Source organism: Bradyrhizobium sp. ORS 86 (assembly GCF_045571475.1).
Lineage (GTDB): Bacteria > Pseudomonadota > Alphaproteobacteria > Rhizobiales > Xanthobacteraceae > Bradyrhizobium.
The window spans coordinates 5,290,396-5,314,721 of the sequence record NZ_CP120699.1; the positions used below are offsets into that span (position 1 = coordinate 5,290,396).

At 61.1% G+C, this 24,326-nt stretch carries 21 protein-coding genes; 14 read left to right on the forward strand and 7 right to left on the reverse strand.

From position 1 onward, the window contains the following. The first annotated feature begins 12 nt into the window (after window positions 1-12). Window positions 13-996, forward strand: a complete 984-nt coding sequence (locus tag P6U25_RS24540; protein ID WP_407147337.1) for an NAD-dependent epimerase/dehydratase family protein — start codon at window positions 13-15, stop codon at window positions 994-996. A gap of 575 nt (window positions 997-1,571) precedes the next feature. Next, on the forward strand, window positions 1,572-3,986 hold the full coding sequence (locus P6U25_RS24545; protein WP_407147338.1) for a polysaccharide biosynthesis tyrosine autokinase: 2,415 nt from the start codon (window positions 1,572-1,574) through the stop codon (window positions 3,984-3,986). Window positions 3,987-4,582: 596 nt separating this feature from the next. On the opposite strand, the gene P6U25_RS24550 is transcribed toward P6U25_RS24545, so the two are convergent. Further along, entirely contained in the window at window positions 4,583-5,752 is a 1,170-nt protein-coding gene (locus P6U25_RS24550) for a polysaccharide biosynthesis/export family protein (protein ID WP_407147339.1), read from the reverse strand. 426 nt (window positions 5,753-6,178) lie between these two features. Between P6U25_RS24550 and P6U25_RS24555 the strand changes: the two genes are divergently transcribed. From P6U25_RS24555 to P6U25_RS24575, 5 genes are all read left to right on the forward strand, one after another. After that, window positions 6,179-6,832, forward strand: coding sequence for a hypothetical protein (locus P6U25_RS24555; protein ID WP_407147340.1), 654 nt, complete (start codon window positions 6,179-6,181; stop codon window positions 6,830-6,832). Between the two features lie 222 nt (window positions 6,833-7,054). Next, a complete protein-coding gene (locus P6U25_RS24560) occupies window positions 7,055-8,359 on the forward strand; it encodes an O-antigen ligase family protein (RefSeq protein WP_407147341.1) in 1,305 nt (434 codons plus the stop codon). Window positions 8,360-8,433: 74 nt separating this feature from the next. Further along, the gene (locus P6U25_RS24565; protein ID WP_407147342.1) at window positions 8,434-9,096 is read left to right on the forward strand and encodes a hypothetical protein; all 663 of its coding nucleotides are present in this window, start codon (window positions 8,434-8,436) and stop codon (window positions 9,094-9,096) included. A gap of 165 nt (window positions 9,097-9,261) precedes the next feature. Then, on the forward strand, window positions 9,262-9,594 hold the full coding sequence (locus P6U25_RS24570) for a hypothetical protein (RefSeq protein WP_407147343.1): 333 nt from the start codon (window positions 9,262-9,264) through the stop codon (window positions 9,592-9,594). 995 nt (window positions 9,595-10,589) lie between these two features. Continuing rightward, a complete protein-coding gene (locus tag P6U25_RS24575) occupies window positions 10,590-11,330 on the forward strand; it encodes a metallophosphoesterase (protein ID WP_407152602.1) in 741 nt (246 codons plus the stop codon). A 159-nt stretch (window positions 11,331-11,489) separates the two neighbouring features. Here P6U25_RS24575 and P6U25_RS24580 read toward each other — a convergent pair whose 3' ends face one another. Continuing rightward, complete coding sequence (locus tag P6U25_RS24580) at window positions 11,490-12,866, reverse strand: undecaprenyl-phosphate glucose phosphotransferase (RefSeq protein ID WP_407147344.1); 1,377 nt, start codon at window positions 12,864-12,866, stop codon at window positions 11,490-11,492. A 595-nt stretch (window positions 12,867-13,461) separates the two neighbouring features. On the opposite strand from P6U25_RS24580, the gene P6U25_RS24585 reads away from it, so the two are divergent. Next, window positions 13,462-13,752, forward strand: a complete 291-nt coding sequence (locus P6U25_RS24585) for a hypothetical protein (protein ID WP_407147345.1) — start codon at window positions 13,462-13,464, stop codon at window positions 13,750-13,752. 213 nt (window positions 13,753-13,965) lie between these two features. Here P6U25_RS24585 and P6U25_RS24590 read toward each other — a convergent pair whose 3' ends face one another. The 4 genes from P6U25_RS24590 to P6U25_RS24605 all read right to left on the reverse strand — a co-directional run bounded on the left by P6U25_RS24590 (window position 13,966) and on the right by P6U25_RS24605 (window position 16,688). Then, a complete protein-coding gene (locus P6U25_RS24590; RefSeq protein ID WP_407147346.1) occupies window positions 13,966-14,976 on the reverse strand; it encodes an NAD-dependent epimerase in 1,011 nt (336 codons plus the stop codon). Window positions 14,977-15,199: 223 nt separating this feature from the next. Then, entirely contained in the window at window positions 15,200-15,613 is a 414-nt protein-coding gene (locus P6U25_RS24595; protein ID WP_407147347.1) for a hypothetical protein, read from the reverse strand. 57 nt (window positions 15,614-15,670) lie between these two features. Then, a complete protein-coding gene (locus P6U25_RS24600; RefSeq protein ID WP_407147348.1) occupies window positions 15,671-15,955 on the reverse strand; it encodes a hypothetical protein in 285 nt (94 codons plus the stop codon). 580 nt (window positions 15,956-16,535) lie between these two features. Next, complete coding sequence (locus P6U25_RS24605; RefSeq protein ID WP_407147349.1) at window positions 16,536-16,688, reverse strand: hypothetical protein; 153 nt, start codon at window positions 16,686-16,688, stop codon at window positions 16,536-16,538. Between the two features lie 395 nt (window positions 16,689-17,083). Here P6U25_RS24605 and rfbA point away from each other — a divergent pair, with 395 nt between their 5' ends. The 5 genes from rfbA to P6U25_RS24630 all read left to right on the forward strand — a co-directional run bounded on the left by rfbA (window position 17,084) and on the right by P6U25_RS24630 (window position 22,133). Further along, complete coding sequence (rfbA, locus tag P6U25_RS24610; RefSeq protein ID WP_407147350.1) at window positions 17,084-17,968, forward strand: glucose-1-phosphate thymidylyltransferase RfbA; 885 nt, start codon at window positions 17,084-17,086, stop codon at window positions 17,966-17,968. A gap of 18 nt (window positions 17,969-17,986) precedes the next feature. Beyond that, window positions 17,987-19,087, forward strand: a complete 1,101-nt coding sequence (gene rfbB, locus P6U25_RS24615; RefSeq protein ID WP_407147351.1) for a dTDP-glucose 4,6-dehydratase — start codon at window positions 17,987-17,989, stop codon at window positions 19,085-19,087. Window positions 19,088-19,403: 316 nt separating this feature from the next. Continuing rightward, window positions 19,404-20,432: a UDP-glucuronic acid decarboxylase family protein gene (locus P6U25_RS24620; protein WP_407147352.1), complete on the forward strand. Its 1,029-nt coding sequence runs from the start codon at window positions 19,404-19,406 to the stop codon at window positions 20,430-20,432. Between the two features lie 455 nt (window positions 20,433-20,887). Beyond that, window positions 20,888-21,850 (forward strand): Ku protein, encoded by a 963-nt coding sequence (locus P6U25_RS24625; RefSeq protein WP_407147353.1) that lies wholly within the window; start codon window positions 20,888-20,890, stop codon window positions 21,848-21,850. Window positions 21,851-21,899: 49 nt separating this feature from the next. Beyond that, complete coding sequence (locus P6U25_RS24630; protein WP_407147354.1) at window positions 21,900-22,133, forward strand: hypothetical protein; 234 nt, start codon at window positions 21,900-21,902, stop codon at window positions 22,131-22,133. A 12-nt stretch (window positions 22,134-22,145) separates the two neighbouring features. Here the strand turns inward: P6U25_RS24630 and P6U25_RS24635 are convergent, their stop codons facing one another. Next, window positions 22,146-22,310 (reverse strand): Flp family type IVb pilin, encoded by a 165-nt coding sequence (locus P6U25_RS24635; protein ID WP_407147355.1) that lies wholly within the window; start codon window positions 22,308-22,310, stop codon window positions 22,146-22,148. 334 nt (window positions 22,311-22,644) lie between these two features. Between P6U25_RS24635 and P6U25_RS24640 the strand changes: the two genes are divergently transcribed. Then, complete coding sequence (locus tag P6U25_RS24640) at window positions 22,645-24,279, forward strand: thiamine pyrophosphate-requiring protein (RefSeq protein WP_407147356.1); 1,635 nt, start codon at window positions 22,645-22,647, stop codon at window positions 24,277-24,279. The last annotated feature ends 47 nt before the right edge of the window (window positions 24,280-24,326 follow it).

The following is a 24,326-nucleotide window of genomic DNA, read 5'->3' on the forward strand; positions in this document are numbered from 1 at the left end:
GGCCTTGAGCGCATGTCGAACACCACTCAGGCAATCGTCTTCGGAGGTGCCGGCTTCATCGGAACGCATCTGATGAACCGGCTGATCGCGTCCGGACAATACCAGCGCATTGTTGCCGCCGACATCGGCAAGCCGAGGACGCTGGTTGCCGGCGTCGAATACATCCATCACGATGTCCGTGAGCCGATCGACCCCAAGCTCGCGCGCGGCGTACCCGCCGACATCTTCAATCTGGCGGCAATCCACACGACGCCCGGTCATCCGGACGGCGAGTACTACTACACCAATGTGCTGGGAGCGGTGAACGTATGCCGGTTTGCCCAGGAAACCGGCAGCCGGAATATCATCTTCACAAGCTCGATATCCATCTACGGCCCGAGCGAAGCCCCGCTTGACGAAGATTCGCAGCCCGCTCCGGTCAGCGCCTATGGACGTTCGAAACTGTCGGCCGAGGCCATCCATCGTCTGTGGCAGTCGGAGGACCCGACAAGACGTCTCACGATCGTGCGCCCCGCTGTCATCTACGGTCTCTACGAGGGAGGCAACTTCACGCGGCTGTCGCGACTGCTGCAGAGACGAGCCTTCGTCTATCCCGGCCGAACCGACACGATCAAGTCGTGCGGCTATGTGAAGGATCTGGTGTCGTCGATGCTCTTCATGGCGGCACGCAACGACAGCGTGTCGGTCTACAACTTCTGCTACGAGCACCGCTACACGATCAGCGACATCTGCGCAGCGTTCGCACAAGCCGCCGGCTACAAGAAGCCAACGCTGACCATTCCGATATGGTTCATGAACCTCGCCGTCCTTCCGTTCGAGGTGCTGCACAAGATCGGCATCAAGACCGGGATCAATCGCGAACGCATCCGGAAATTGTGGTTCTCAACGAACATCCTGCCCAAGCGGCTGGTCGCCAGCGGGTTCAAGTTCGAATATGACGTGGCAAGCTCGCTTCATGAATGGAAGCACGATTCCGCCGTCAGCGATTTCGATTGATTTCCGCGGGCGATCTCGAGCCGGTGTTGACCGAGCAAGAGCGTCCTGGCGCATGGCCCAATCCAAGGACAGTTGGCGACAATCCGCCTCGGCTTGGCATTCTCGTTGAGCTGGCGCTGCCGTTCCATCTCCGTCGGGGTTCGGCCGGCTGGGAGCAGCCGTTCTGAATCGATCGTCGTCGTCCGCCTGCTGTGCAGTGCGAAAGCTACCTTCCAGCCCATGGAACCCGGATCTCGGGCGCAGAATTGCCGCCGAAATATGCGCTGCGCCAGGAGCTTTGGTTGCTATGGGTCATGCCTCCCTTTTGACTGGTTGCTCGCTGCCGAATTGCCGCGACGCGCGCCACCTCGTGCGCTGGCAACCGGCACGGGAATTGCTCCGCCTTGGCCGGAACCACAATCGGCCGGTGACAGCGCCCCAGATCCGGAGGCACGTTCCGGAAATGAATGATGCACTGCACTCTTGCTGACACATTTGTTTGGCACGTTCGGGGGGCTGATGCGTTCAGCGTGGGCCAATTTTCGCTCACTTCGACGCGGCACAATCCAGGAACTCTAGTCAGGTAGACGAGCCGGATGCTCCAAACTCGAATCACACCTCCTCGCGAGATCGAATCTCCCACGCAAGAGTCGGCTTCGCTGGAGCAGACGATTTCTGCGGCGGTCGCGCTGATCGGCCGCCAGTACCCGGTGATGATCTTCGTGATGTGCCTCTGCATCGGCCTGGCCGGCGTCTATTTGATGACCGCACCGAAGCGATTCACCGGCACCGCCGTGCTGCTGATCGACAGCCGCAAGATGCAGGGCTTGCAGACCCAGCAGGCAACCAGCTCCGACAGTTCGATCGACTCGGCCATGGTCGACAGCCAGGTCGAAGTGCTGAAGTCGGAGACCATCGCGACAAACGTCATCAAGCAACTGCATTTGCTCGATTCACCTGAGTTCACCGGCGAGGAAGCCGGGCTGCTCTCCAGTGTCTCGAACCTGTTTTCCTGGATGTTTCCGGAACAACGTCCGTCCGAAGCCGCATTGATGCGAATCGCGATCGGCAAGGTGCTCGGCAATCTCTCGATCAAGCGCGTCGGCCTGAGCTATGTCATCGAGATTTCCTATCAGTCGCGTTCGCCCGACGAGGCTGCGCGTATCGCCAATGCAGTGGCCGAAGGCTACATCAACGATTCGCTGGAATCGAAGTATCAGGCGTCGCGGCGCGCCGCGGTTTGGCTCCAGGATCGGCTGAAGGAGCTGCGAACGGAGGCTTCCACCGCAGAACGCGCAGTCGTGGACTTCAAGGCGAAGAACAATATCGTCGATGCCGGCGGGCGCCTTCTCACCGAGCAGCAACTCGCGGAGATCAACAGTTCGCTGACGCAGGCTCGCGCTCAGCGCGCCGAAGCGCAGGCCAAGCTTGAGCGGATCACGGCAATTCTGAACGCGGACGACAGTGATTCCAAGGTCATCCTGAATGATCTGGCGACCGTCACCGACACCATGAACAATCCGGTGATCACCAAGCTAAGGCAGACCTATCTCGACTATGCGGCACGTGAGGCCGATTGGTCCAACCGATACGGACCGACCCATCTTGCCGTCGTCAACCTGCGCAACCAGATGCGCGAAATCAGGCATTCGATCACCGACGAGCTGCGGCGCACGGCGGAGGTCTACAAGAGCGACCTCGCGATCGCGAAAGCGCGTGAGGAATCCAGCCAAAAGAGCCTGAACGACACCATCGCACTGTCCAATGGCACCAACCAGGCACAGATCGCGCTGCGCGATCTGGAAAGCAATGCACAGAGTGCCCGCGCGCTCTCGGACAACTTCCTGCAGCTCTATATGGTTTCGGTTCAGCAGCAGTCGTTTCCGATCACCGAAGCACGCGTGATCACGCAAGCGTCCAATGCTCCCAACAAGACGTCGCCCAAGACCACCCTCATCCTGCTGGCAACGCTGATTGGCGGGGCCATCCTGGCAGGAGGCGTTGCCGTTCTGCTCGACATGATGGATCGGGTGTTCAGGACGGTATCTCAGGTCGAGCAGTACCTGCACACCAACTGTCTTGCGTCGATCCCCGCGATCGGGAGCGAGCAGAACGTAGGTCTGACGGGGCATACCCTGCTCTCCAGGGCGGGGCGGCTGTTCAACAGACGAGCGAAGAAACCGCAGCCGCTGACGCCAAAGTCGGTTCCTGCAGCAGCTTCAGGTTTACCGATGGGGAAATCCGAGCTCGGGTCGAAATACCCGCAGCCGCATGGCGATCGTCTCCTGGCGGCCGACCAGAGCGTCGGCAGATATGTGATCAACTCGCCCTTCTCGCGCTTTGCCGAGGGCTTCCGCTCCATCAAGCTTGCATGCGATCTCAGCAGCTACGGATCGTCCAACAAGGTGGTGGGCATCACTTCCGGGCTCCCCAATGAAGGCAAATCCACGGTCAGCGAGGCACTAGCCCAAACCGTTGCACAAAGTGGCTCCCGCACGCTTCTGATCGACGGTGATATCCGCAATCCAAGCCTCACTGCGAGGCTTGCCCCCTCCGCGCAGGCGGGCTTGATCGATGTTGTCCTGGGCCGGGTCGATTGGACCGATGCGGTTTGGATCGATCCCCAGACCAACCTCCATTTCATGCCGTGCGTCGTGACCTCACGCTTCTCCAATTCCAGCGACGTGCTGGCTTCGCAGCAAATGGAAAGGCTGTTCCAGCATCTGCGGGAGCACTACGACCGCATTGTCCTCGACCTTAGCCCGCTCGCACCGGTGATCGACGTTCGAGCCACCGGCGCGCTGGCGGATTCGTACATCCTGGTGGTCGAATGGGCCAAGGCCAAGGTCGATATTCTCGAGCGCGTGCTGGGCGAAGCTCCGGTTGTCCGCGAGCGCTTGCTCGGCGCGGTCCTCAACAAGGTGAACATGGCAGTGATGAGCCGCTACGACATCTACAGCGCCGGCTACTATCGCAACCGATATTACAAGCGATACGGATACGTCGACTAACGCCCGCCGAAGAGGGACGATCATCCGGTGCGCCAATGACAGCGGCGCCCGGTGGTTCGAGGACTATCGCTTATGCCGCCTTTGGGTGGCTGCGCACGTCCTCGGCCTCGTGGTTCGAGACGCGCCGCAAGCGGCGCTCCTCACACCATGAGGGCCTGCCGTTGTGCTGTAAAACAAGGCCTCATCCTCTGAGAGGAGATGCAAAGCTCGGACAAATCATGTCCGAGAATGCGGATGCACATTCTCTCTCAGTCGTCATGGCCCGCCACCGGGTCGCGCGAACGCGCGCCCGATGACAGGCTCCGGCGGGCCATCCAGTACGCCGCGGCATCTCGGTTCAAGCATTGGCCTCTCTGGAATACTGGATCACCCGCGCGGGTGATGACACCGCGCTGTTTGACACGTGAACTTGGAACGGCCCTGTCATTGCGGATTCAGACCGGCGTGAAGTCGCCGACCTGGAACTTACCCACTTCGACTAAGGCTGATCGCACTTCGGCATTACCGACTTGATCGCCTTGATCCGCGGCGTCGAGGCGGTGAATTTAGGCAGCCGCGCTGGGCCGGCAATGCGGCCCAGCGCGGCTGGTCTCGCCTCACTGGCGCGAGTTGATCCGCAGGATCTGCGCGTTGTTCGCGGCGACAATCGTGCTGTTGGCAGTGCCGACCACCGCCTGGACGAACGTCAGGAACTTGGTCGTGTCGACGGTGGCGGCGTTCGCGGCAAACAACACGTCCTTGTCCCGCATTTCAAACTTGCTGGCGAGGAAGAAGCCAGATGGATCGCGGAAGTCGGCGTTGTAAATCACCGGAACCAGCGGACCGGTAAACTTGGAGCAGTCGGCGCCCAGTCGTTCCGCGAGCTCGCGCGGCTCGCGCCGATACACATAGACGCCCGCAGGCTCGGCTTGCGCATCAATCAGGCCGCCAGCCTTGGCCATCGCCTGCGCCATGGTGAGCTTCCACATATCGAATGGGAACTGGGCCTGCCCGCCAAAGTTTCCTCCAATTGTGAAGGCGCCGAAGGCGAGGAAGACCTGCGGTTCGCGGTAGACATAGATGGTGTCGCCAGGGTGGACCCAGATGTTGTTGGCCGACCCATACATCAAGGCTCCAAATGGAACCGTGGCGCGCTTGCCGCCGCGCTCCAGCGTCACCCAACTCTCCCAGCCTGGCCCCGTGAGGCCGCCAGCCCGCGCGATCAAGTCGAGGATCCGCTCGCCGGCCGCATTGGCCGTCAAACGGGCCGGCGTCTTCACCTCACCGAGCACGCTGATCAGCGACGTGTTCTGCGTGATCAACGACACGACCACCTGGGGCTCGATGGCGCGGTTTCCGATTGCCTTCACAATGTCCCGCTGGATCTCGACCGGGGTACGGCCGTTGGCCTTGACCTGTCCCGCATAGGGAACCGTAATGTTCCCGTTTATGTCGACGTTCTGGTTTGGCAGGGCCACGAAGTTACCGGGCCGCACGCCAGCCTCTGCCGGGATGAACAAGCCTCCCGCGGCAGCTTCGAAGATCGACACCGCCACTGTGTCGCCGATACCAAACCTGATGCCTGGCGGCGGCCTATGATCAGGAAATGACCCCGCGATGGCGCCCGGGCCGTATTCCTTCAGGATGTCCACGACGGTCGGTGTGAGCTTGATGAGGACGTAATCCGGCCCCGACCGCGTGATCTCGCTCTTGATGACATGATCTTCCGGGCCGGACGACGGCATGATCGCGCACCCCGCGGAAGAAAGCAGAATGCCGAGCAACATTCCCCATACTAAAACGCTACGCCTCACAACGCGTCCCCCTACTCCAGGCTAACTTCGTCGAATTCCCCAAGCGGCGTCAACGAAGCCCTAGGAAATGGTGAGAATAAGGAGAGGATGTTGCAGCGCAGTTACAGGTAAGCGCGATTTTAAATGGGCAGGGACACTGCCTAATACAGACGCGGCGCCCAATATTCGTCGGGTTGACGCACGAGTTCCAGGCAATCAGCGGTGCAAATGCTTGCACTCTTCACCGGTTCCATGGGTCTCGCGATAGGAGGTTCCATCGCACGCTGCCGGGTGTTCCGATTCCACCCGCCAAAATCAAATTCAGGCGGGTCGAGAGGGCCACAGTCGAGCTAGCTGTCGGTTGCTTGCCGCAAAATTGAGCAATGTAACCGATCGTCGTTTGATACTAGTGCGGCGTTGTTGGGCGTAGCGTCCAGCACCAGCTCCAATGAGGATTCTGTTATCGTTGACATGACACGCTTAACACTGCTGTGCGCCGCCCTGCTGGTCGCAGCTCATGGTTCCAGTCGGGCCGAGGCGCCGCGTCCAGGCATGACGAACTGCGCAACCGGGGTCAGTGCCGAGCAGCGGCAACGCTGCGACGAGGAGGCCTTCAGGCAGGTCCAGTCCGGCAGCCAATCGACGCAGCTCGACGGCGGATGGCGATTGGTGAGAAGCAGAGACCCCGAAGGCGGTGCCGACGCCGTTTCAGCGATGCATGTCGCCGACAGCTCGAAATCAGACGGGCGCCTCGCGGGCTTGAGCCTGCAATGCGCACGCGACGGAATTGACGTGGCGCTGATCGTCCTCGAGCCCTTGTCGCGCTCGGCGCGGCCGACCGTGGTCTTGACGAGCGGCGGAAAGCGCGCGGAGTTCGAAGCGTCCGTGGTCCAGGGCGGTGCAGCGTTGCGGCTGCCCACGGATGCATCGAGGCTTGCAGTCAGCGATTGGCAGAACGCCTCTGAGCTCTCGGTCGAAATTGCGATCGAGCCGAACGCAATCCATGGCATGGTACCGATCAGCGGACTTCCGACGGCGCTCAGCTACCTGTCGCAAAATTGCCATGCTCGATAGCTGGTGGCGGGAACCCCTGCGGGGTTCCTTGGTGAGATTCTCCGCGTATCGTGATGGCGAACGCCGAGCGCACGTGACAGTCTCGACAAACGATGATTGGCCTGCACGTGTTGGCACGTGTTGGCCTCACGCGATCGCATATGCGATAACTCGTGTTGGCCGCCGTTGTCGCAGTGACATCATTCCCGCCCCGATCCCAGCCCAGCTTCGAAGTCTCGCATTTTGCCGGTTGCTTCTTTCCTCCTGACAGTATTGCTGGCCGCCGTTCCGACCCTGGTCGTCGCAAATGGCGTTTTCGCACAGCATGCGGTCGCACTCGCCGCCGCCGTCCTGCTGGCCATGGCGGTCAGAGGAGCGGACGCTGAACTCACGTCGACCACACAATTGCTCAAGCGATTTTCAGTCGCGATCCTGATCCCCGTTATCTGGATGGTGGTGCAAATGCTGCCATTGCCGTTCGCGTCATTGGCAAACCCGATCTGGTCGGCGACGTCGATCGCGCTGAACGAACCGTCGCTACCGGGCCGCATCAGCCTTGATCCCGGCGCGACACTGCAAAGCCTGTTTGTTTATCTGGTCTACGTGTCGTTGGTGGTGTCGACTGTCATCATCAGCAGGGATCGCCACAGGGCCGAAACGATCCTGTTCGTCTTGTGCGCCGTGACAACTTTCATGTCGCTCGAAGTCCTGCTCGGCCGGCTCCATTTCTTCGCCGCGATGACTCCGGCCACCGATGCGCCGACGAGCCCGTTTCCCGCGATAGCCGCGCTTGCCGCGGTCGCCAACACCGCACTGATTTCTCGGGCACTCGAACGACATCTGCACCGGCGGGATATCCGCAATCTGGCCTCGGTCCGGCTCTGGCTCGGCGTGCTTTCCGGTTCGTTCGGAATTGTCGTGGCGATCATCGCGATGGCGGTCCTCGCGCGAGGCACGCTGTTGGCAGCCGCCGGCCTCGGCTTGATCACGATCGCCTTCGTCGCCGCCGTCCGCCGCCTCGGATTTCGCTCGTGGCCATCGGCGGTCTTGTTTGCGGTTCTCATCGTGATCGTCTGCTCGCTCGCCGTGCCGCGCTTTCAATCCGCCGGTGCGAGCCTGGCTGGATTGGCGAGATTCGCTCCCGAAACCGTGGCATTGGCAGGGCGCATGCTCTCCGATGCTCCATGGCTGGGGAGCGGCGTCGGAACGTTCTCCGCGGCGTCGCGAGCCTATCAGAACGTGGACGCCACCGCCCCGGCGGTCCCGCCTTCCACCGCGGTGCTGGTTGCGATCGAGTCGGGACGACTGGCGCTTGTGATCCTCGCAGCCTTCGCTGCCCAGCTTTTCTTCGTCCTGTTTCGCGGCGCCGTCCGGCGCGGACGCGATTCCTTTTTCGCATCAGCCGCGGCCGCCGGCGTTCTGGTCGTATTCTTCGAAGGCTTCCTGGATTCAAGCCTCTTAAGCCCCGCGGTCAGGATCATCGTGGCCGTCATGGTCGGATTGGGACTTGCGCAGTCTGCCGGCCGGACAAGCGGCCTCAAACGCTAGGCGACGGGGCGCTCGCAGCGTAGGATGGCGTGGCATAGAACCCAGGCCTGCCCTCTTCGCCGGACATCGCTTCCTTGAGCAGAATTCGTATCCTTCTGATGGCACTGGCGCTGACCATCGGATCTTATGTTTTCGTCTCCGCCGTCATGGCGATGACGGCGCTCGAGCCCGTGCCATTTCCATCCGATGCCGCCAAGATCAGCTCGCCCTGGGTCGGAGACGTGCCATCCGTTTCGGCAATGCTCTCACCGTTCGGATCGGAGCAGGAAAGCAATCACGCCCTGATCAGCGCGCTGCAGGCTATCGAGGCCAACCGGAAAAAGCAGACGACCGTGCAATCCGACCAATATGTCGAGGCCATCGGCAGGGTCAGGCGGACACTGTCGATCTCGCCTCACAATCCCGAACTGTGGCTCGCGCTCGCATTGCTTCAAGCGCAACGCGACCCGCACGACCCGGTCGTGTTCGAGGCGCTGAAGATGACCTACTTCACCGCTCCAAGCGATGCGCGGTTGATGCCGGTGCGGCTCGACGTCGCGGGCCGGTCCGACATGCTCGCCGATCCCGATATCAGCGATCTTGCACGGAGCGACGTTCGGCTGATCATGACCCGCCGGCCGGAGCTGAAGCCCGCGATCGTATCGGCCTTTCGACGGGCGTCGGACCGTGGCAAGGCGTTCCTGCAAGATGCCGTTCAGTCGATCGATCCGGCGTTCGCTCAGACGCTGCGTGGCTGACGTCCGGCACGACGCAAGCGCGAATCCGGCGCAAGGCCACGTGCAGACGCACTTTGATGACCCGTTTGGCCACACTTCATCCAATATTCGCCCGGCAGTATCGTTCCAGTTGCTCGTCCCGGCGCGAGCACTTAAGGTTTGATCGCGATCAGGGGAGCGGAAGCGATGTCACAATCCTATGTCGGTCTTGTTGCATTTGCCTCGACGATGATCATTGCGGCCGCGCCGGCGTGTGCCGCCGACTATGCTGCCCATCCGCGAAAGGCGCGCGTTGCGGCGTCCGTGCTGCACGTCGACCGCGGGCCCAGCCCCTATTGCGGTCCCCGATGCGGCTGCTGCGCCCCGATTTACGTTCGACACCGTTCGCTCGAGCAGGCCTATTCCTACACCTTCGATCCACGCACCAGGAGCGACGAGCCACACTATTATTATGGCCGTAACCGGACTTACGTCCGTTACGCGAATCCGCGCTATCCCGATCTGGTGTTTCAGTACTGAGGCCGGTCCGACGGCGCGAGACTCTGCCGATGCAAGCAGCACTCATCGCCGGCCCTGTGGTCCACGTTGGGGCTGAGCGATAACTGCTTGATGGAGCGGCGCGTGGCGATGGCTTACGAACGCGATCGATAGGCTTCAGGCCTTACGCGGCTCCAATTCGTCCGAACGCTGGTTCAGCGGTCGGCCGTTAGAGGGTGAGCGCCACGATCCTGGAAAGCTCGAACCGCTTTGCGAGGACATATAGCGTCCATACATCATGTGGTGCGCGCGACGCTTGCGCGAGCGCCGTTCGCGCGTCGCGTAGCCAAGGACGAATCCGAGCAGGAAAGACGCCACCAAGATCAAGGCTGGAAGCATGTTTTATGTCCTGTGAAGCTGAAGGATATTTTCATCTCTGGGCTATGACGTCACCACAATTCCCGCCCTGCACAATCGTTCGGCCCTCAAATTTTTGTGCAGAGCAGCACTACGCAAACAATCCGCTCGGAAGCAGCGCCAGGTCGCAAACCCGCCAAATTTCGAACCGCCCGTCCAAGGCGGTGGCAAGCGACAAGTCCATTCGCTAACCGCTGTGGAATCCATCCTGCGCGCGCGACAACCCAGCTCACCGGCATGGCCGCGAACCGCGGGGCGCTTGCGCAGAATCCCTAGTCGGACTATGCAGTTCATGATCCCCATGGAACCCAGACGCTTGGCGAGCTTAACGCAACAGGCTGACGATCGGAATTATGCCAAGCCGGGCTTGCTCCTCGACCTCTTCAATGACGTCCTGTGCAGGCTCGACTATGCCTGCCAGCATGTGAGAGCAAAGCACCACGCGAGCAGGTCCCTGTCTCGGTATGTCCAATTCCCCGATGTCGCACCAGGATCGTCGCCGCGCGTGCCTTTGCCCCCTGACAAACGCTTGCGAACCTTGAGTTGCGGGACAGCGCTCGCCGTTGGAGCGCACCAAAGCTAACATGTTCCGATCCTTTCGCGAGAAACCCCGCCGCCAGATGTTGTCACCGCGCCGACCTCAGCCGTCGAAGCACAAGCCGAGACTGCCGGATGGGGTACGCATCTACGCGATGAGCGATATTCACGGTTGCGCTCATTTGCTGAAGCAGATGCTCCGGGTAATCGACGCCGACGTCGCGCGAAGCCGTCCACGCTATGCCATCGAAGTGTATATGGGTGACTACGTCGACCGTGGGCCGGACTCACGCAGCACCCTCGACATCCTGATCAACCGGAGCCGGCGGGGCAACACGGTCTTCCTGAAAGGAAACCACGAGGCGTTTCTCGGCGACGTCTTACGCAATCCGGCACTCCTGCCCGAGTGGCTGCAGGTCGGCGGGCTGTACACGCTGATGTCCTATGGATTGGCGCCCTCCTCCGCTCCGGGAGAGGAGGAACAGCACGCGTTGGTGCGGGATTTGGCGCGTGCCATGCCCCCCCAACATCGGGAATTTCTCGACAAGTTGCGCCCGACGTTCAGTTGCGGCGACTTCTTCTTCGTCCATGCCGGCGTTCGCCCCGGGGTGCCGCTTGCCGAACAGCAGGAGGCGGATCTGCTTTGGATCCGCGAAGAATTCCTGCAAAGCAAGCAGAACTTCGGCAAATACGTTGTGCACGGTCACACGCCCGTGCACATGCCCGAACTGCTGGAAAACCGTGCCAATATCGACACCGGCGCCTTTGCGACCGGCAATCTCACCTTGCTGACGATCCAGGGCAACAGCATGCTTGCCCTCTAAGGTCCGCTCGCGGGAGCACCTCGATCGCTGCCGCGGGTCTGAGACGAGTTCAATTCATTTGCGCGCGGCTCGTCGCCCGGACGTGTCCATGTCCCTCGTGCAGTGGTCATCGACGAACAGCATCCGGCCCTCGCCGAATTAGCAGCATCGCGATCGACCTCAATAGGCCTCCTGGTACATCAACGCAGTCGCCGTGCGGATGAGGATCCGGATGTCGAGCCAAATGCTCCAGTTGCTCACATACCAGACGTCATACTCGACGCGCTTTTCCATCAGGTCGATGGTCGGGGTCTCGCCGCGGAAGCCGTTGACCTGGGCCCAGCCGGTCAGGCCCGGCTTCATGTGGTGTCGATAGACGTATTTGCTGATGAGCTGGTCGTAATAGTTGTCGTGGGCCAGCGCGTGCGGGCGCGGACCGACCAGGGACATCTCACCGCGCAGCACGTTCCAGAGCTGCGGCAACTCGTCGATGCTTGTCTTGCGCAGGAAGCGGCCGACCCGCGTCACCCGCTTGTCCTGCTTGGTGACCTGCGTGACGGTGGAGCCGTTCTCGGCCACGGTCATGCTGCGGAATTTCCAGATCTGGAACGGCTTGCCGTTGAAGCCGCGGCGCGACTGCCGGAAGATGATCGGACCGGGCGTATCGAGCTTGACCAGCAGCGCCGCCGTCAGGATCAGCGGCGCCAGCATCAACAACGCGAAGGATGCGAGCCCGATGTCGAGACAGCGCTTCTGGACCCGCTCGAACACGGACAGCGGCGGCCGCTGGATCTCGATCGCCACGGTCCCGCTGACCGGCAGGAATGGCCGCGACACCAGGTCGGCGATCGGGAAATCGGGCAGCAGACGGATCGGCTGCGGAACCACCCGGAGATGCTGGCTCAGCTTCTGCAGCATCGGCAGCTCGTTCCAGTCGATCGCCACGAGATATTCGTCGACATCAGCCGCGCGAGACTGACGGACCACATCGGAGATCTGCTGGCTCCAGGCCTCGTCGTCCTGGTCCGGGCCCAGGCTGAGCACGAAATGGCGCACGACATCGAAGCCGTGCTTGCGGAGATCTTTGAAACGGTTCGACGTGAAATCAAGCGAGCGCAGACTGAGCAGGATGACCTTGCGGTCGATCAGCCGCTCCTTGGCGAAAGCCGACGACAGGCAGTAGCGCCAGATCACACGGTGCGCGACAAGCCCAAGCGCCCCAATGATCGTGAACAGAATGATCGTGCCGCGAGACAGGTTTGCCGTCGACTTCAAGAGGAACGCCGCGACGGCCAGCGTGGTCAGCGCGAACAGCCAGGTGAACAGGACCTTGCGTGATTGCCATAACGTATTTAGCAATCTGTGGTTGTCATAAGCCCCCTGAAAGTAGGCGGCCGCGACGAACACCATGCCGACAATCAGCCCGGCGCCGAGCGAATTGTCCGGGTCGGTGGGCGAATTCGTGAACTCGCGATAGAGCGAGCTCGCCGCCACGTAGCTAAGCAGGATGAGAAGGAAGTCGCCCGCGATGACGAAAAGCTGAAACGGTCTCTGCAACGAGGTCCCGCGGTTCGAGCTCAGTATGTGGAGTCCATCAGAGCCGTACGTTGTTGCAGACATCTCGAACCTCATCATCACTTCAACGGCCGCGCGTCGCGTGAAAGAAAACGGACAAAGCCAAAAAATGTCGGTGGGACGACTCGAAACGATCTAACGCAAAAAGCTTGCCTGGGAAGTTCGGGTTCGCGCGAACGCCGGCGGAAGTTGTTTAGTAAACGAAGCGATATTGTGGCGCCGCACTAGGAAAATCAATTTCGTTCTTCGCATTGCAAAATTGTGACGTTGGTCTCGATCACAGCATGATGCACATGCAAGCAATTTGTGATGCGCAATTGTTCAGCGCGCGCACGGAACTCCCATCTCATGAGTACTGCGCAACGAGGATCGACTGATTGCACGACTTGACGTCATGCGGTTGACACTTCCTTGAGCAGCGCTGCTCGCAGCAACTTGTGCACGAAACAGAATCATTGACGCTTCCGGGCAACAGTCCGTTGCGTACACGCCTCTGATGTCACGACAATTCGACCGTGGCGCTTAAACCAATCTTAGCTCGCGGTCGTTAGGGAATATGGCGGCGAGGAGTACGAGTGTGACCACATTGGCGATCTGCTGCACCTTGTTTGGCGTGGCCTTGGGTGTCCGGTTCAGGTTTTTTGTCCTCCTGCCGGTACTGTTCCTGGGCACGCTGCTCATTGTCGTGCTCTCGGTCGCACAGCAGCTTGCCTTCGGTCAGGCGTTGTCCACCATCGCCGTGTTCGCCGGCTGCCTGCAGTTTGGGTATTTGATCAGCGCATTGATCAGGCACATGGCTGGCCCGGCGGTGGTGATCGGGAAAAAGGAACCGCTGGCGGTCCGCAGGTCCGTTGACCGCCGGCTGTGAGCCTTGCGACCGAAACGCGGCAAAAGCTGACGCAATCTGGGCACAAGAGCGGTAACAATCTGACAGCAACAGTCAGGAGCGCGTCTCGCCCTGGGCGGAGCCAAAGGGAAGAGCCCAGGCTGGAACCCGCGCCGACGTCACTCGGTTCGCCATGGCCCCCGCGAGATCTTGGTTAGGCGTCCGGGAGCCGACGAGAGTTCCCGGAACCTCGCTTCAGACGCGATGGTAGTCGCGATACCAGGTGACGAACGTCTCAATCCCCTGCTCGATCGCGACCTGCGGCCGATAGCCGATCTCGCGCTCGAGATCATCGACGTCGGCGAACGTCTCGAGCACATCGCCCGGCTGCATCGGCAACAGGTTCTTTTGTGCAACGCGACCGAATCCCCTCTCGAGCAGCGCGACCACGTGCATCAGGTCTTCCGGTTTGCTGTTGCCGACATTGTAGATGCGCCACGGCGCTTTGCTCGTGCTCGGATCCGGCGTTGCACCGGACCAGTTGGGATCGCCTTGCGGCACACGATCGATGATCCGGATGATCGCCTCCACGACATCATCGATATGGGTAAAGTCGCGCCGCATGTTGCCATGATTGAACAGGTTGATCGGCTGGCCGGTGGTGATCGCCCTGGCGAACAGATAAAGCGCCATGTCGGGCCGGTACCACGGTCCATAGACGGTAAAGAGCCGAAGGCCCGTCGCCGGAAGGCCGTAGAGGTGACTGTAGGAATGGGCCAGTAACTCGTTGGCCTTCTTGGTTGCCGCGTACAGGCTGACCGGATGGTCGACATTGTCGTGCACCGAGAACGGCAGCTTGGTATTGGCGCCATAGACCGACGATGACGACGCGAAGACGAGGTGCCGGCAATCGTGCCGGCGGCATCCCTCGAGCACGTTGACGAAGCCCTCCAGATTGGAATCAGCGTAAGCGTGGGGATTCTGGAGCGAGTACCGCACACCGGCCTGGGCGGCGAGATGAACCACGGCCGGAAAACGGTGCTGGGCAAACAACGCCTGCATTCCTGCCCGATCGGCCAGATCGAGCTTCTGGAACGTGAAGTTGGGATGCGCCTTCAGGCGGTCGAGCCGCGCGAGCTTAAGCGCCGGATCGTAGTAGTCATTGAGGTTGTCAATGCCGACAACCGTACTGCCCTCGTCCAGCAAGCGCCGTGTGAGGTGAAAGCCGATAAAGCCCGCACAACCTGTCACTAGCAAATTGGCCACAATCCGCTTCCTACCAATGCTGCCGGAGGGCATCGTGCTCGAATGAAATCGCTTCAGATCAGGCGATCCACGCCCCTTGAGAGCACGATCTTCGCCGGATTCGCTCCGGCTTTGCCCGAACGGGCGTCATTCCTAACGATATTGCGTGGAGGATCAAGCACCAAGGGCGGCGGCCGGACTGTCGCGGCAGATGTGGAAAGTGCACCGCCCTGTCTTGGCCGGGCTAGCCGGCGACAGATGCCTTGTAGTTGGGAAAGCGGCTCAGCACCGCGGCCTTCATGAACTTGAAATGGGCGATCTCGGCCGACAGTTCCTTCAGCCGGCGCTGCCCGTTGGCGATCTCGGCGGCGAACAGGTTCTGGTGGTGATTGTCGAGTTCTTCACGCTCGAGATACTCGTCAGTGCCGTTGCCGAACGTCACGGCGGCACGCGCCAGGACATCGTCGACTCGCCGGCTCAGGCCGGATTGCTCGCTTTCGGCCGCATGCAGAGCGGCGTCGATCGCGGTCATGATGGATTCGATCCGGGCCCGGTCGGTCTCGGCGTCGCGTTCCGGCGAGCGCGCCCTGAAGGCGTCGTCACCCAGGCGGCCCTTGATGTAGTTTTGCGCTCGAGAGCGCAAGAACAGCTGAAACATCCGCGTTTGTCCGATTCAGGCGCAATCAGGAGACGATCCGCTCAAAATCGCCTCGCCTTAGTTAAGAAAAGGTAAATCCTTGGCTCGCGCCATACGTGTATCCTCAACCCATTGCAACCACGCACGATCGTGTTTGCGATAGAGTTCGAGCCAGCGCCGCGCCGGTCCGCTTGCCGTACCGCTACCCGTGTCCCAAACCACATGCCCCGCATCGTGCAAGCTCGACTGGTGATCGAGCCGCTCGAACTCGAAAGTCTCCTCGACGGTAAGGCCGATCAGAACGCGCCGGCCGTTACCGTCGATGAAGTAGCGCCGCGGCGAATTATTCCCGAGGTCGGTCATGCTACGTGAGCTCGTTTATGATCGGGGAGAAGTTCGGCCGCGAGTTGCTCTCGGGCGAGCCCCGACCAACGTCGCAGCGGCGATCACGGGCACCGGCAGGACGATCAACCAGCGCAACGCACGAACGCCTTAACCAATCTGTCTTGACCTCGCTGCAGGAACCAGGCGACCGCAGCGATATGGGCTGTCGCTCGTATCGAAGCCACACTTGCTTGCGATTGGCGTCACACCAAACGCAAACCTGCGGTGGTGCGATCATGACCATAGCTAGAATGCCCGGCGCGCATGACCGAATGTTGTGCAGGGTGGCCTCGATCTTTCGGGTGTCTGCCGTTGCATGCGTCGCCTGTATGATCGCCAGGCGCACATTCCGCATCCGGCAAGGAAGCCAGCGAAGAACGTCGTCAACAACATCAGACTACCAGGCATATCCGTCGTCCCAATTCACCCGCGGTGTATCTACAGTCCGAAGTTGTGACCACATCATGATTCAGCGCGCCGAAAGATTGTTCATCCGCTGATTTTTTTGTGCAGCCTAACGATGTGGAACTGATCACACACGCGCGTGTGATTCCGCGCCTCACGAAAAAAACCAAAGCGCAAATTTCAGGAACATCGTGCTCAGCAGGTAGATCCATCCCGTCATCGCCAGCAGCACCAACCCGACAAGAACGCCGGAAAGGCTTCTTTCTTTCAACTGCGTCAGCAGAGGAAGTTTGAAACGATAAAGCATGTATCGAGCTCGCCCCGTAGTCGCAGGACAGACCTACTCGGCAAATTCGATAATCTCATGACGCAGCGTTGTGAGATCGCACGGCAGCGTGCACATGCGGAGTGACGTGCATTCACAATCGCGCGCTCGACTGATCGATCAATCGAGGTCCACATCGAATCTGTCGCGACTTGATCGACGCAATTTTCGTACGCGACATTTGCGGCGAGGTCGATTTCGGAGCGACCGCATTCGACACGCGATGCGGTCGGCGCACGTGCTCGCCGGACCGGTGCAAACGTTTCCGCAAGCCCCTGCATGGACGCGGCAAATTCGTCCAACGGACCCGTACCGCGGATAAAATCTGTGCTAGAGCTTCGCCGAGCAACCCTCAGATGCGACGGGGCGGAGGCGTGATGAAGGGGATAATTCTGGCGGGCGGAACCGGGACGCGGCTTTATCCGGTGACCACCGTTGTCTCCAAGCAACTATTGCCGGTCTTCGACAAGCCGATGATCTACTATCCCTTGTCAACGCTGATGCTCGCAGGCGTCAAGGATATCCTGATCATCACGACACCGGACGACCAGCACCTGTTCCGGCGGTTGCTAGGCGAGGGCAACGAGATCGGCCTCAAATTCTCCTACGCGGTCCAGCAGCAACCACGAGGTCTGGCCGACGCCTTCCTGGTAGGTCACGATTTCATCGGAGGCGACAATGTCGCGCTGATCCTCGGCGACAACATTTTCTACGGTCACGGCCTGGCCGACAAATTGAAGCGGGCCGGCAGCAGGCCCAAGGGCGCGACGATCTTCGGCTATACGGTCGGCTCGCCGCAGAGCTATGGCGTCGTCGAGCTGGATACCCGGGGACGGCCGGTCTCGATCGAGGAAAAGCCGGCCCAGCCGAAATCGGACATCGCAGTGACCGGTCTCTATTTCTACGACAATACGGTGCTTGACATCGCGGCCTCGATGAAGCCCTCGGCGCGAGGCGAACTCGAGATCACGGATGTCAATCGCATCTACATGGAGCGCGGTGAACTTGCCGTCGAAATGCTTCACCGCGGCTTCGCCTGGCTCGATACCGGCACCCATTCGTCGCTGGTCGAGGCCAGCCATTTTGTCCAGATTCTCGAGCAGCGGCAGGGTCTGCGGATCGCCTGCATCGAGGAGATCGCGTTGCGGATGGGGAACATCACGCTCGACCAGTTTCACAGCCTCGCCCAGAGATCGGCCAAGAGCAGCTACGGCGAATATCTGCTTTCCGTCTATCACAGCTTCGCAAAGTCGCAGCGCTAGCCCCCACATGTTTCAGGCATGAGCCAGGACCGATCAACGATCTTCGTGACGGGGGGAGCCGGCTTCATCGGCTCCGCCGTCATCAGGCATTTGCTCGACACCACCGATGTCTCGATCGTCAACATCGACAAGCTGACCTACGCGTCCAGCATGAACTCGATTCCACAAGCCGCCGGGCAATCGGCCCGCTATGCGCTTGCCAGGGTCGACATCTGCGACGGCGAGGCGCTGCGCGCACTGTTCGCGCAATATCAGCCGCTTGGCGTGATTCATCTCGCGGCCGAGAGCCATGTCGACCGCTCGATCGATGGTCCCCAGGATTTCATCAGGACCAACATCACCGGCACATTCACGCTGCTGCAGGAGACCCTGCGCCACTGGCGCGCGTTGACGCCGCAGGCGCGCAAGGCGTTCCGGCTGCTGCATGTCTCGACCGACGAGGTGTTCGGCTCGCTCGGCCCGGACGGCGCCTTCACCGAGCAGAGCCCCTACGCGCCGAACTCGCCCTACTCCGCGAGCAAGGCCGCCTCGGATCATCTGGTTCGCGCCTGGTGCGAGACCTACGAACTGCCCTGCTTGATCTCGAACTGCTCGAACAACTACGGGCCGTACCAGTTTCCGGAGAAGCTGATCCCGCACATGATCATCAAGGCGCTCGCGGGGGAGCCTCTTCCGGTCTATGGCGACGGCCGCAATGTTCGCGACTGGCTCTACGTTGAAGACCACGCGCGCGCGCTGCACACCATCCTGCGGCATGGAAAAGTCGGCGAGACGTACAATGTCGGCGGCCGCAACGAACGAACCAATCTTGAGGTCGTCGAACGGCTCTGTCTACTGCTCGATCGGCTGCAACCGTCAAATCACGGCGAGCGAACGCGATTGATCTCGTTCGTGGCCGATCGCCCGGGCCACGATCGCCGCTACGCAATCGACGCATCGAAGCTGGAGCGCGAGCTTGGCTGGACGGCGCGAGAGAATTTCGACAGCGGGCTCGAGAAGACCGTCCGCTGGTACCTCGCGAACAAGCCATGGTGGCAGTCGATCCAGGATTCCGGCTATGACGCCAAGCGACTGGGGCTTGCCGCCCCAGCGTCGCGAGACGGCAAGCCCGCCCACTAGGCCCAACTGCCGCTTCCAGCCGACAGAGCGGGCATGGATGCTCGCCAAGCCCAATTTAGTCGCACTCGTGCATACACCATTGCGCAATCCTGGCCGCGATGCATGCAGGCGTGGTTCCAAGATTCATATCACGGCATGAAGAAACCTTAACTTTGACACGTTCTTCGCATTCTTGCTGTCATGGGGCGTTTGACGATCGAGACGTTGGGCTTGGCTGAGGAGTCAACATGTGTCGGTTCGAAGAAGGCAGAACGCCCGGCAAGCTGGCGGTGCTCTCCACTCATCTCGATCAGGCGTAGCAATGTAGGGGGACGTCATGCCTTACAATCTGGCCGAACGCATCTTAGTGACCGGCGGCTCGGGATTCCTTGGCTCGCACCTCTGCGAGCGCCTGCTTGAAAAGGGCGCAGAAGTCCTGTGTGTCGATAACTTCTTCACCGGCACGCGAGGCAACGTCGAGCATCTGCTCGATCATCACCGCTTCGAGCTGCTGCGCCACGATGTGACATTCCCGCTCTATGTCGAAGTCGACCAGATCTACAATCTCGCTTGTCCGGCTTCGCCGGTGCACTACCAGCACGATCCGGTCCAGACCACCAAGACCAGCGTGATCGGCGCCATCAACATGCTTGGCCTCGCCAAGCGGCTCAAGGTGAAGATCCTGCAGGCTTCGACCTCCGAGATCTACGGCGATCCCACGACTCATCCTCAAGGCGAAGAGTATTGGGGCAACGTCAACCCGATCGGGCCCCGCTCCTGCTACGATGAAGGAAAGCGTTGCGCCGAAACCCTGTTCTTCGACTATCGACGCCAACATGGGATGCCCATCAAGGTCGCACGCATCTTCAATACCTATGGACCGCGCATGCATCCGAACGACGGTCGCGTGGTCTCGAATTTCATCGTCCAGGCGCTGCGTGGCCACGACATCACAATTTACGGCGACGGCTTGCAAAGCCGCGCGTTCTGCTACGTCGACGACCTGATCGACGGCCTCATGCGCCTGATGCAGTCACCCGACGAGGTCACCGGGCCATTGAATCTCGGAAATCCCCACGAGATCACCATGCGCGAGCTTGCAGAATTGACGATCGAATTGACCGACTCTCGTTCGAAGATCGTCCATCGTCCGCTCCCGCAAGACGATCCACGGCAGCGTCAGCCCGACATTTCGCGCGCCAACGCCATGCTCGGTTGGGCGCCCCGGACCCCGCTCAGACAGGGTCTTGCGCGAACGATCACCTATTTTGAAGGAATGCTCAGGGATTCCGCGGGCCGGCACTCTCAGGTTTCCTCGACGAGTCCGGTGGCGCGCAGTCTCGACCTTACGGTCCCGGCGTCCTGATATCTCGGGCGCCTGGATCAGGTGAGCTTGCCGATGGCGCCCCGACCGGGCGCACCGCAGGCATTACACGCGAAAGAACACGAACCAGACGACACCGAGGATCAAAACTGCGAGCCCCGTCGAGGCCGAAAGCAGCGCAAGAACCGACGGACCTGGCTCTCCTTGGCGCGCTTCAGTCGGGGTTTCAACGATCCGACCGTGTCGTTCTGTTGCCATGGCCACCTCTCTGCTTAAGTGCCTGTAATTCCCCAGCGATTGTCTCCCCAGCCAACGCCTGATCTGGAACGATGTTCCGAGCCCAGGGCCGGTACGGGAGCGATCTGCACCGGTGTCAAACCGACGCAGGAAGAAACGACGGTTAACGCCGTTGCGAGATTCGCCGGGCGCGATGTTTCAAACCGGGGTTCCCGGTGTTATCCTTGTTCATTCCGTCGGTTGCGTAATCGGAGTTTCCCATGGCCCCCCGCGCCAACTGGAAAGGCTTCTTGCGCCTTTCGCTCGTGACCTGTCCGGTTGCCCTGTACCCGGCGACGTCGGACACCGAAAAGGTCTCCTTCAACCAGGTCAACCGCAAGACCGGCCATCGGATCAAGTACGCCAAGGTCGACGCGGAAACCGGTGAGGAAGTGGCCTCCGAAGACATCATGAAGGGCTACAAGGTCGACACCGACACCTATATCGAGATCACCAAGGAAGAGCTCGACGACATCGCGCTGGAATCCACCCGCACCATCGAGATCGACGAGTTCGTGCCGCGCGCCGAGATCGACAGCCGCTATCTGATCCGCCCGTATTATCTCGTCCCCGACGGCAAGGTCGGCCACGACGCCTTCGCGGTGATCCGCGAAACCATTCGCAGCCTGAACAAGGTCGCAATCGGCCGCGTGGTGTTGACCAACCGCGAGCACATCATCGCGCTGGAGCCGCTCGACAACGGGCTGATGGGCACGCTGCTGCGCTATCCTTACGAGGTTCGCAGCGAGAAGGACTATTTCGACGACATCCAGGACGTGAAGATCACCAAGGACATGCTCGACCTCGCCAAGCATATCGTCGAGCAGAAGTCCGCGGACTTCGATCCGGAAGAGTTCGACGATCGCTACGAACAGGCGTTGATCGAACTGATCAACCAGAAGCGCAACGGCATCAAGGTCGCCAAGCCCGCCCCGAAATCGGGCGGCAACGTCATCAACCTGATGGACGCACTCAAGAAGAGCCTTGCCAACGAGAAGCAGGCCGCCCCGCCCGCCAAGGCGAAGGGCAAAAAGCCGAAGAAGCGTATCGAGGGCCAACGCGAGATGCTGTTGCCGATCTCGGGCAGTGGCAAGCGCGAGCCCAAAGAGGTCGCCAAGCCGGAGAAAAAGGCGGAGAAGCCGGTGCGCGCGCAAGGCGCTGCGCGCTCGAAGAGGGCCGGCTGATCCGGCATTCGCGGCGGCACTCAGATGATCCCGATCCGCTGCGCCTGACATGCCGTGGTCGACGCCGTTCGACGAACCGATCGTACTGCGCCGCGGCAGCAGCCTGGTGACGCTGCAACAGGCGGCCGACTACATCATGAAGTTGCCAGAAAATACCCAGCAGCAGCCACGCTGGCAGATCGCGGTGGAGCACCTGATCAATGCGGCCGAGACCGGCGGCGGCTGGCTGATGTTCGCGCGGATTGCGATACTGCGCGCGCTGAACGGAGACGGCGACACGTAAAGCCGCGTGCGATTACTTCAGCGATGTGCTCATCGCGGAGAAGCGGCCGCTGAGGTTGGCGCCGATGCCTCCGACTGCGGCAAGGATCACGATGCTGAGCCCGCCCGCAATGATGGCGTATTCGATGGCTGTTGCTCCGGCCTCTTCACGCAGAAATCTCGCCAGCAACGCACGCATTGAAAAACTCCTGTCGGCATCAGCGGATCATCGCCCATGCCGTAAAAATGTACCAGCCAAGCTACGCCACATTGGTTGATGGCGCATTGACGGACAGGATGAACGATCGCTTAAAGGTTGTACCGGATTTCCGGCCGTTCCGGCCTGCATCGATCCGCCCGGCCCGGGACCTTGTGACCCGCAGGCCCGCCCATCCTTGCCCGCAAACGCATATCAGCACTACCCGATCCGGGCGCGGGCGCGCTTTACCGCCCCGGAGAATCCTGTTCCTTTAAGCCGCATCAGACGACAACGAGGCCGGATGAAACCGGCCGCATCCAGGGGAGAGACCGTTATGAAACTCGGCACCGCGATCGCGGAAATCATGAAGCGCGAGGGCATCGAGGTCCTCACGGGCTATCCGGTCAACCACCTGATCGAATACGCCGCAGCCGCCGATATCCGCCCCGTGATGGTGCGCCAGGAGCGCATCGGCGTGCACATGGCGGACGCGATTTCCCGCGTCACCTCGGGCGAGAGGATCGGCGCGTTCTGCATGCAGCACGGTCCGGGCGCCGAGAACGCGATGGGTGGCGTCGCGCAGTGCTATGGCGAGTCGGTGCCAGTTTTGGTGTTGCCGATGGGCTATGCACGCCGGCTCGCCAACATCGATCCGAACTTCAACTCCAGCCAGGCGATGAAGGCGTTTTCGAAATCGTCGGAGCCGATCAACATCGCGTCCGAGGTCTGCAACATCTTCCGCCGCGCCTTCACCCGGCTCAAAAACGGCCGCGGCGGGCCTGTGATCGTCGAGATCCCCGCCGACATGTGGAACGAAGAGGTGCCAGAGCCGCTCAACTACACGCCGGTGCTGCGCACGCGCTACGGCGCCGATCCCGTGCATGTGAAGGAAGCCGCCGCCCTGCTTGTCAACGCCAAGCGGCCGGTGATCTATGCCGGCCAGGGCGTGCACTACGCCAAGGCCTGGCCGCAACTGAAGCGCCTCGCCGAGCGGCTCGCGATCCCCGTCACCACCAGCCTCGGCGGCAAGTCGTCGTTCCCCGAGACGCATCCACTGTCGCTCGGCTCCGGCGGGCTCGCCGTGCCGCGCGCAGTGCCGAAATTCTTAGGGGAAGCCGACGTGATCTTCGGCATCGGCTGCTCATTCACCGAGACGTCATTCGGCATCGCGATGCCGAAGGGCAAGACCATCATCCATTCGACGCTCGATCCGAACCACATCAACAAGGACGTCGAGGCCAAGGTCGGCCTGGTCGGCGACGCCGGCCTGGTGCTCGACGCGCTGCTCGAGGAGATCGGCAAGACCGTGACCTCCGATCGGGACGCCGGCGCCGTCGCCGAGGAGATCGCGGCAAGCCACAAGGAATGGCTCGCCAAGTGGATGCCGAAGCTCACCCACAACGAGGCGCCGCTCAATCCCTACCGCGTGCTGTGGGACCTGCAGCACACCGTCGACATCCACAACACCATCATCACCCACGACGCCGGCAGCCCACGCGACCAGCTTTCGCCGTTCTGGAAATCGGTCGAGCCTTTGTCCTATATCGGCTGGGGCAAGACCACGCAGCTCGGCTATGGCCTCGGCCTTGCGATGGGCGCCAAGCTCGCCAGGCCCGACAAGCTCTGCATCAACGTCTGGGGCGACGCCGCGATCGGCTTCACCGGCATGGATTTCGAGACCGCGGTGCGCGAGCGCATCCCGATCATGTCGATTCTGCTCAACAATTTCTCGATGGCGATCGAGTTGAAGGTGATGCCGATCTCGACCGAGAAGTATCGCTCGACCGATATCTCCGGCGACTACGCCGCGATGGCCCGCGCCTTCGGCGGCTATGGCGAGCGGGTCACCAAGCCCGAAGACATCATCCCGGCGATCAAGCGCGGCATCCAGAAGACCAGGGAAGGCGTGCCGGTGCTGCTGGAATTCATCACCAGCAAGGAGACCGAGGTCTCGCGGCCGGGCACCTGAGGGCGGCGATCGTCCCCGCCTCCCTCGTCCAGCCCCTTGATTTGACC

Bases quoted from the DNA above. Each gene is read 5' to 3' on its own strand.
- P6U25_RS24620 (WP_407147352.1), top strand. From the start codon at position 19,404: ATGCCTTACAATCTGGCCGAACGCATCTTAGTGACCGGCGGCTCGGGA.
- P6U25_RS24630 (WP_407147354.1), top strand. From the start codon at position 21,900: ATGCCGTGGTCGACGCCGTTCGACGAACCGATCGTACTGCGCCGCGGC.
- P6U25_RS24550 (WP_407147339.1), bottom strand. From the start codon at position 5,752: ATGTTGCTCGGCATTCTGCTTTCTTCCGCGGGGTGCGCGATCATGCCG.
- P6U25_RS24545 (WP_407147338.1), top strand. From the start codon at position 1,572: ATGCTCCAAACTCGAATCACACCTCCTCGCGAGATCGAATCTCCCACG.
- rfbA (WP_407147350.1), top strand. From the start codon at position 17,084: ATGAAGGGGATAATTCTGGCGGGCGGAACCGGGACGCGGCTTTATCCG.
- P6U25_RS24600 (WP_407147348.1), bottom strand. From the start codon at position 15,955: ATGACCGACCTCGGGAATAATTCGCCGCGGCGCTACTTCATCGACGGT.
- P6U25_RS24540 (WP_407147337.1), top strand. From the start codon at position 13: ATGTCGAACACCACTCAGGCAATCGTCTTCGGAGGTGCCGGCTTCATC.
- P6U25_RS24575 (WP_407152602.1), top strand. From the start codon at position 10,590: ATGTTGTCACCGCGCCGACCTCAGCCGTCGAAGCACAAGCCGAGACTG.
- P6U25_RS24635 (WP_407147355.1), bottom strand. From the start codon at position 22,310: ATGCGTGCGTTGCTGGCGAGATTTCTGCGTGAAGAGGCCGGAGCAACA.
- P6U25_RS24640 (WP_407147356.1), top strand. From the start codon at position 22,645: ATGAAACTCGGCACCGCGATCGCGGAAATCATGAAGCGCGAGGGCATC.
- rfbB (WP_407147351.1), top strand. From the start codon at position 17,987: ATGAGCCAGGACCGATCAACGATCTTCGTGACGGGGGGAGCCGGCTTC.
- P6U25_RS24625 (WP_407147353.1), top strand. From the start codon at position 20,888: ATGGCCCCCCGCGCCAACTGGAAAGGCTTCTTGCGCCTTTCGCTCGTG.
- P6U25_RS24605 (WP_407147349.1), bottom strand. From the start codon at position 16,688: ATGCTTTATCGTTTCAAACTTCCTCTGCTGACGCAGTTGAAAGAAAGA.
- P6U25_RS24595 (WP_407147347.1), bottom strand. From the start codon at position 15,613: ATGTTTCAGCTGTTCTTGCGCTCTCGAGCGCAAAACTACATCAAGGGC.
- P6U25_RS24570 (WP_407147343.1), top strand. From the start codon at position 9,262: ATGTCACAATCCTATGTCGGTCTTGTTGCATTTGCCTCGACGATGATC.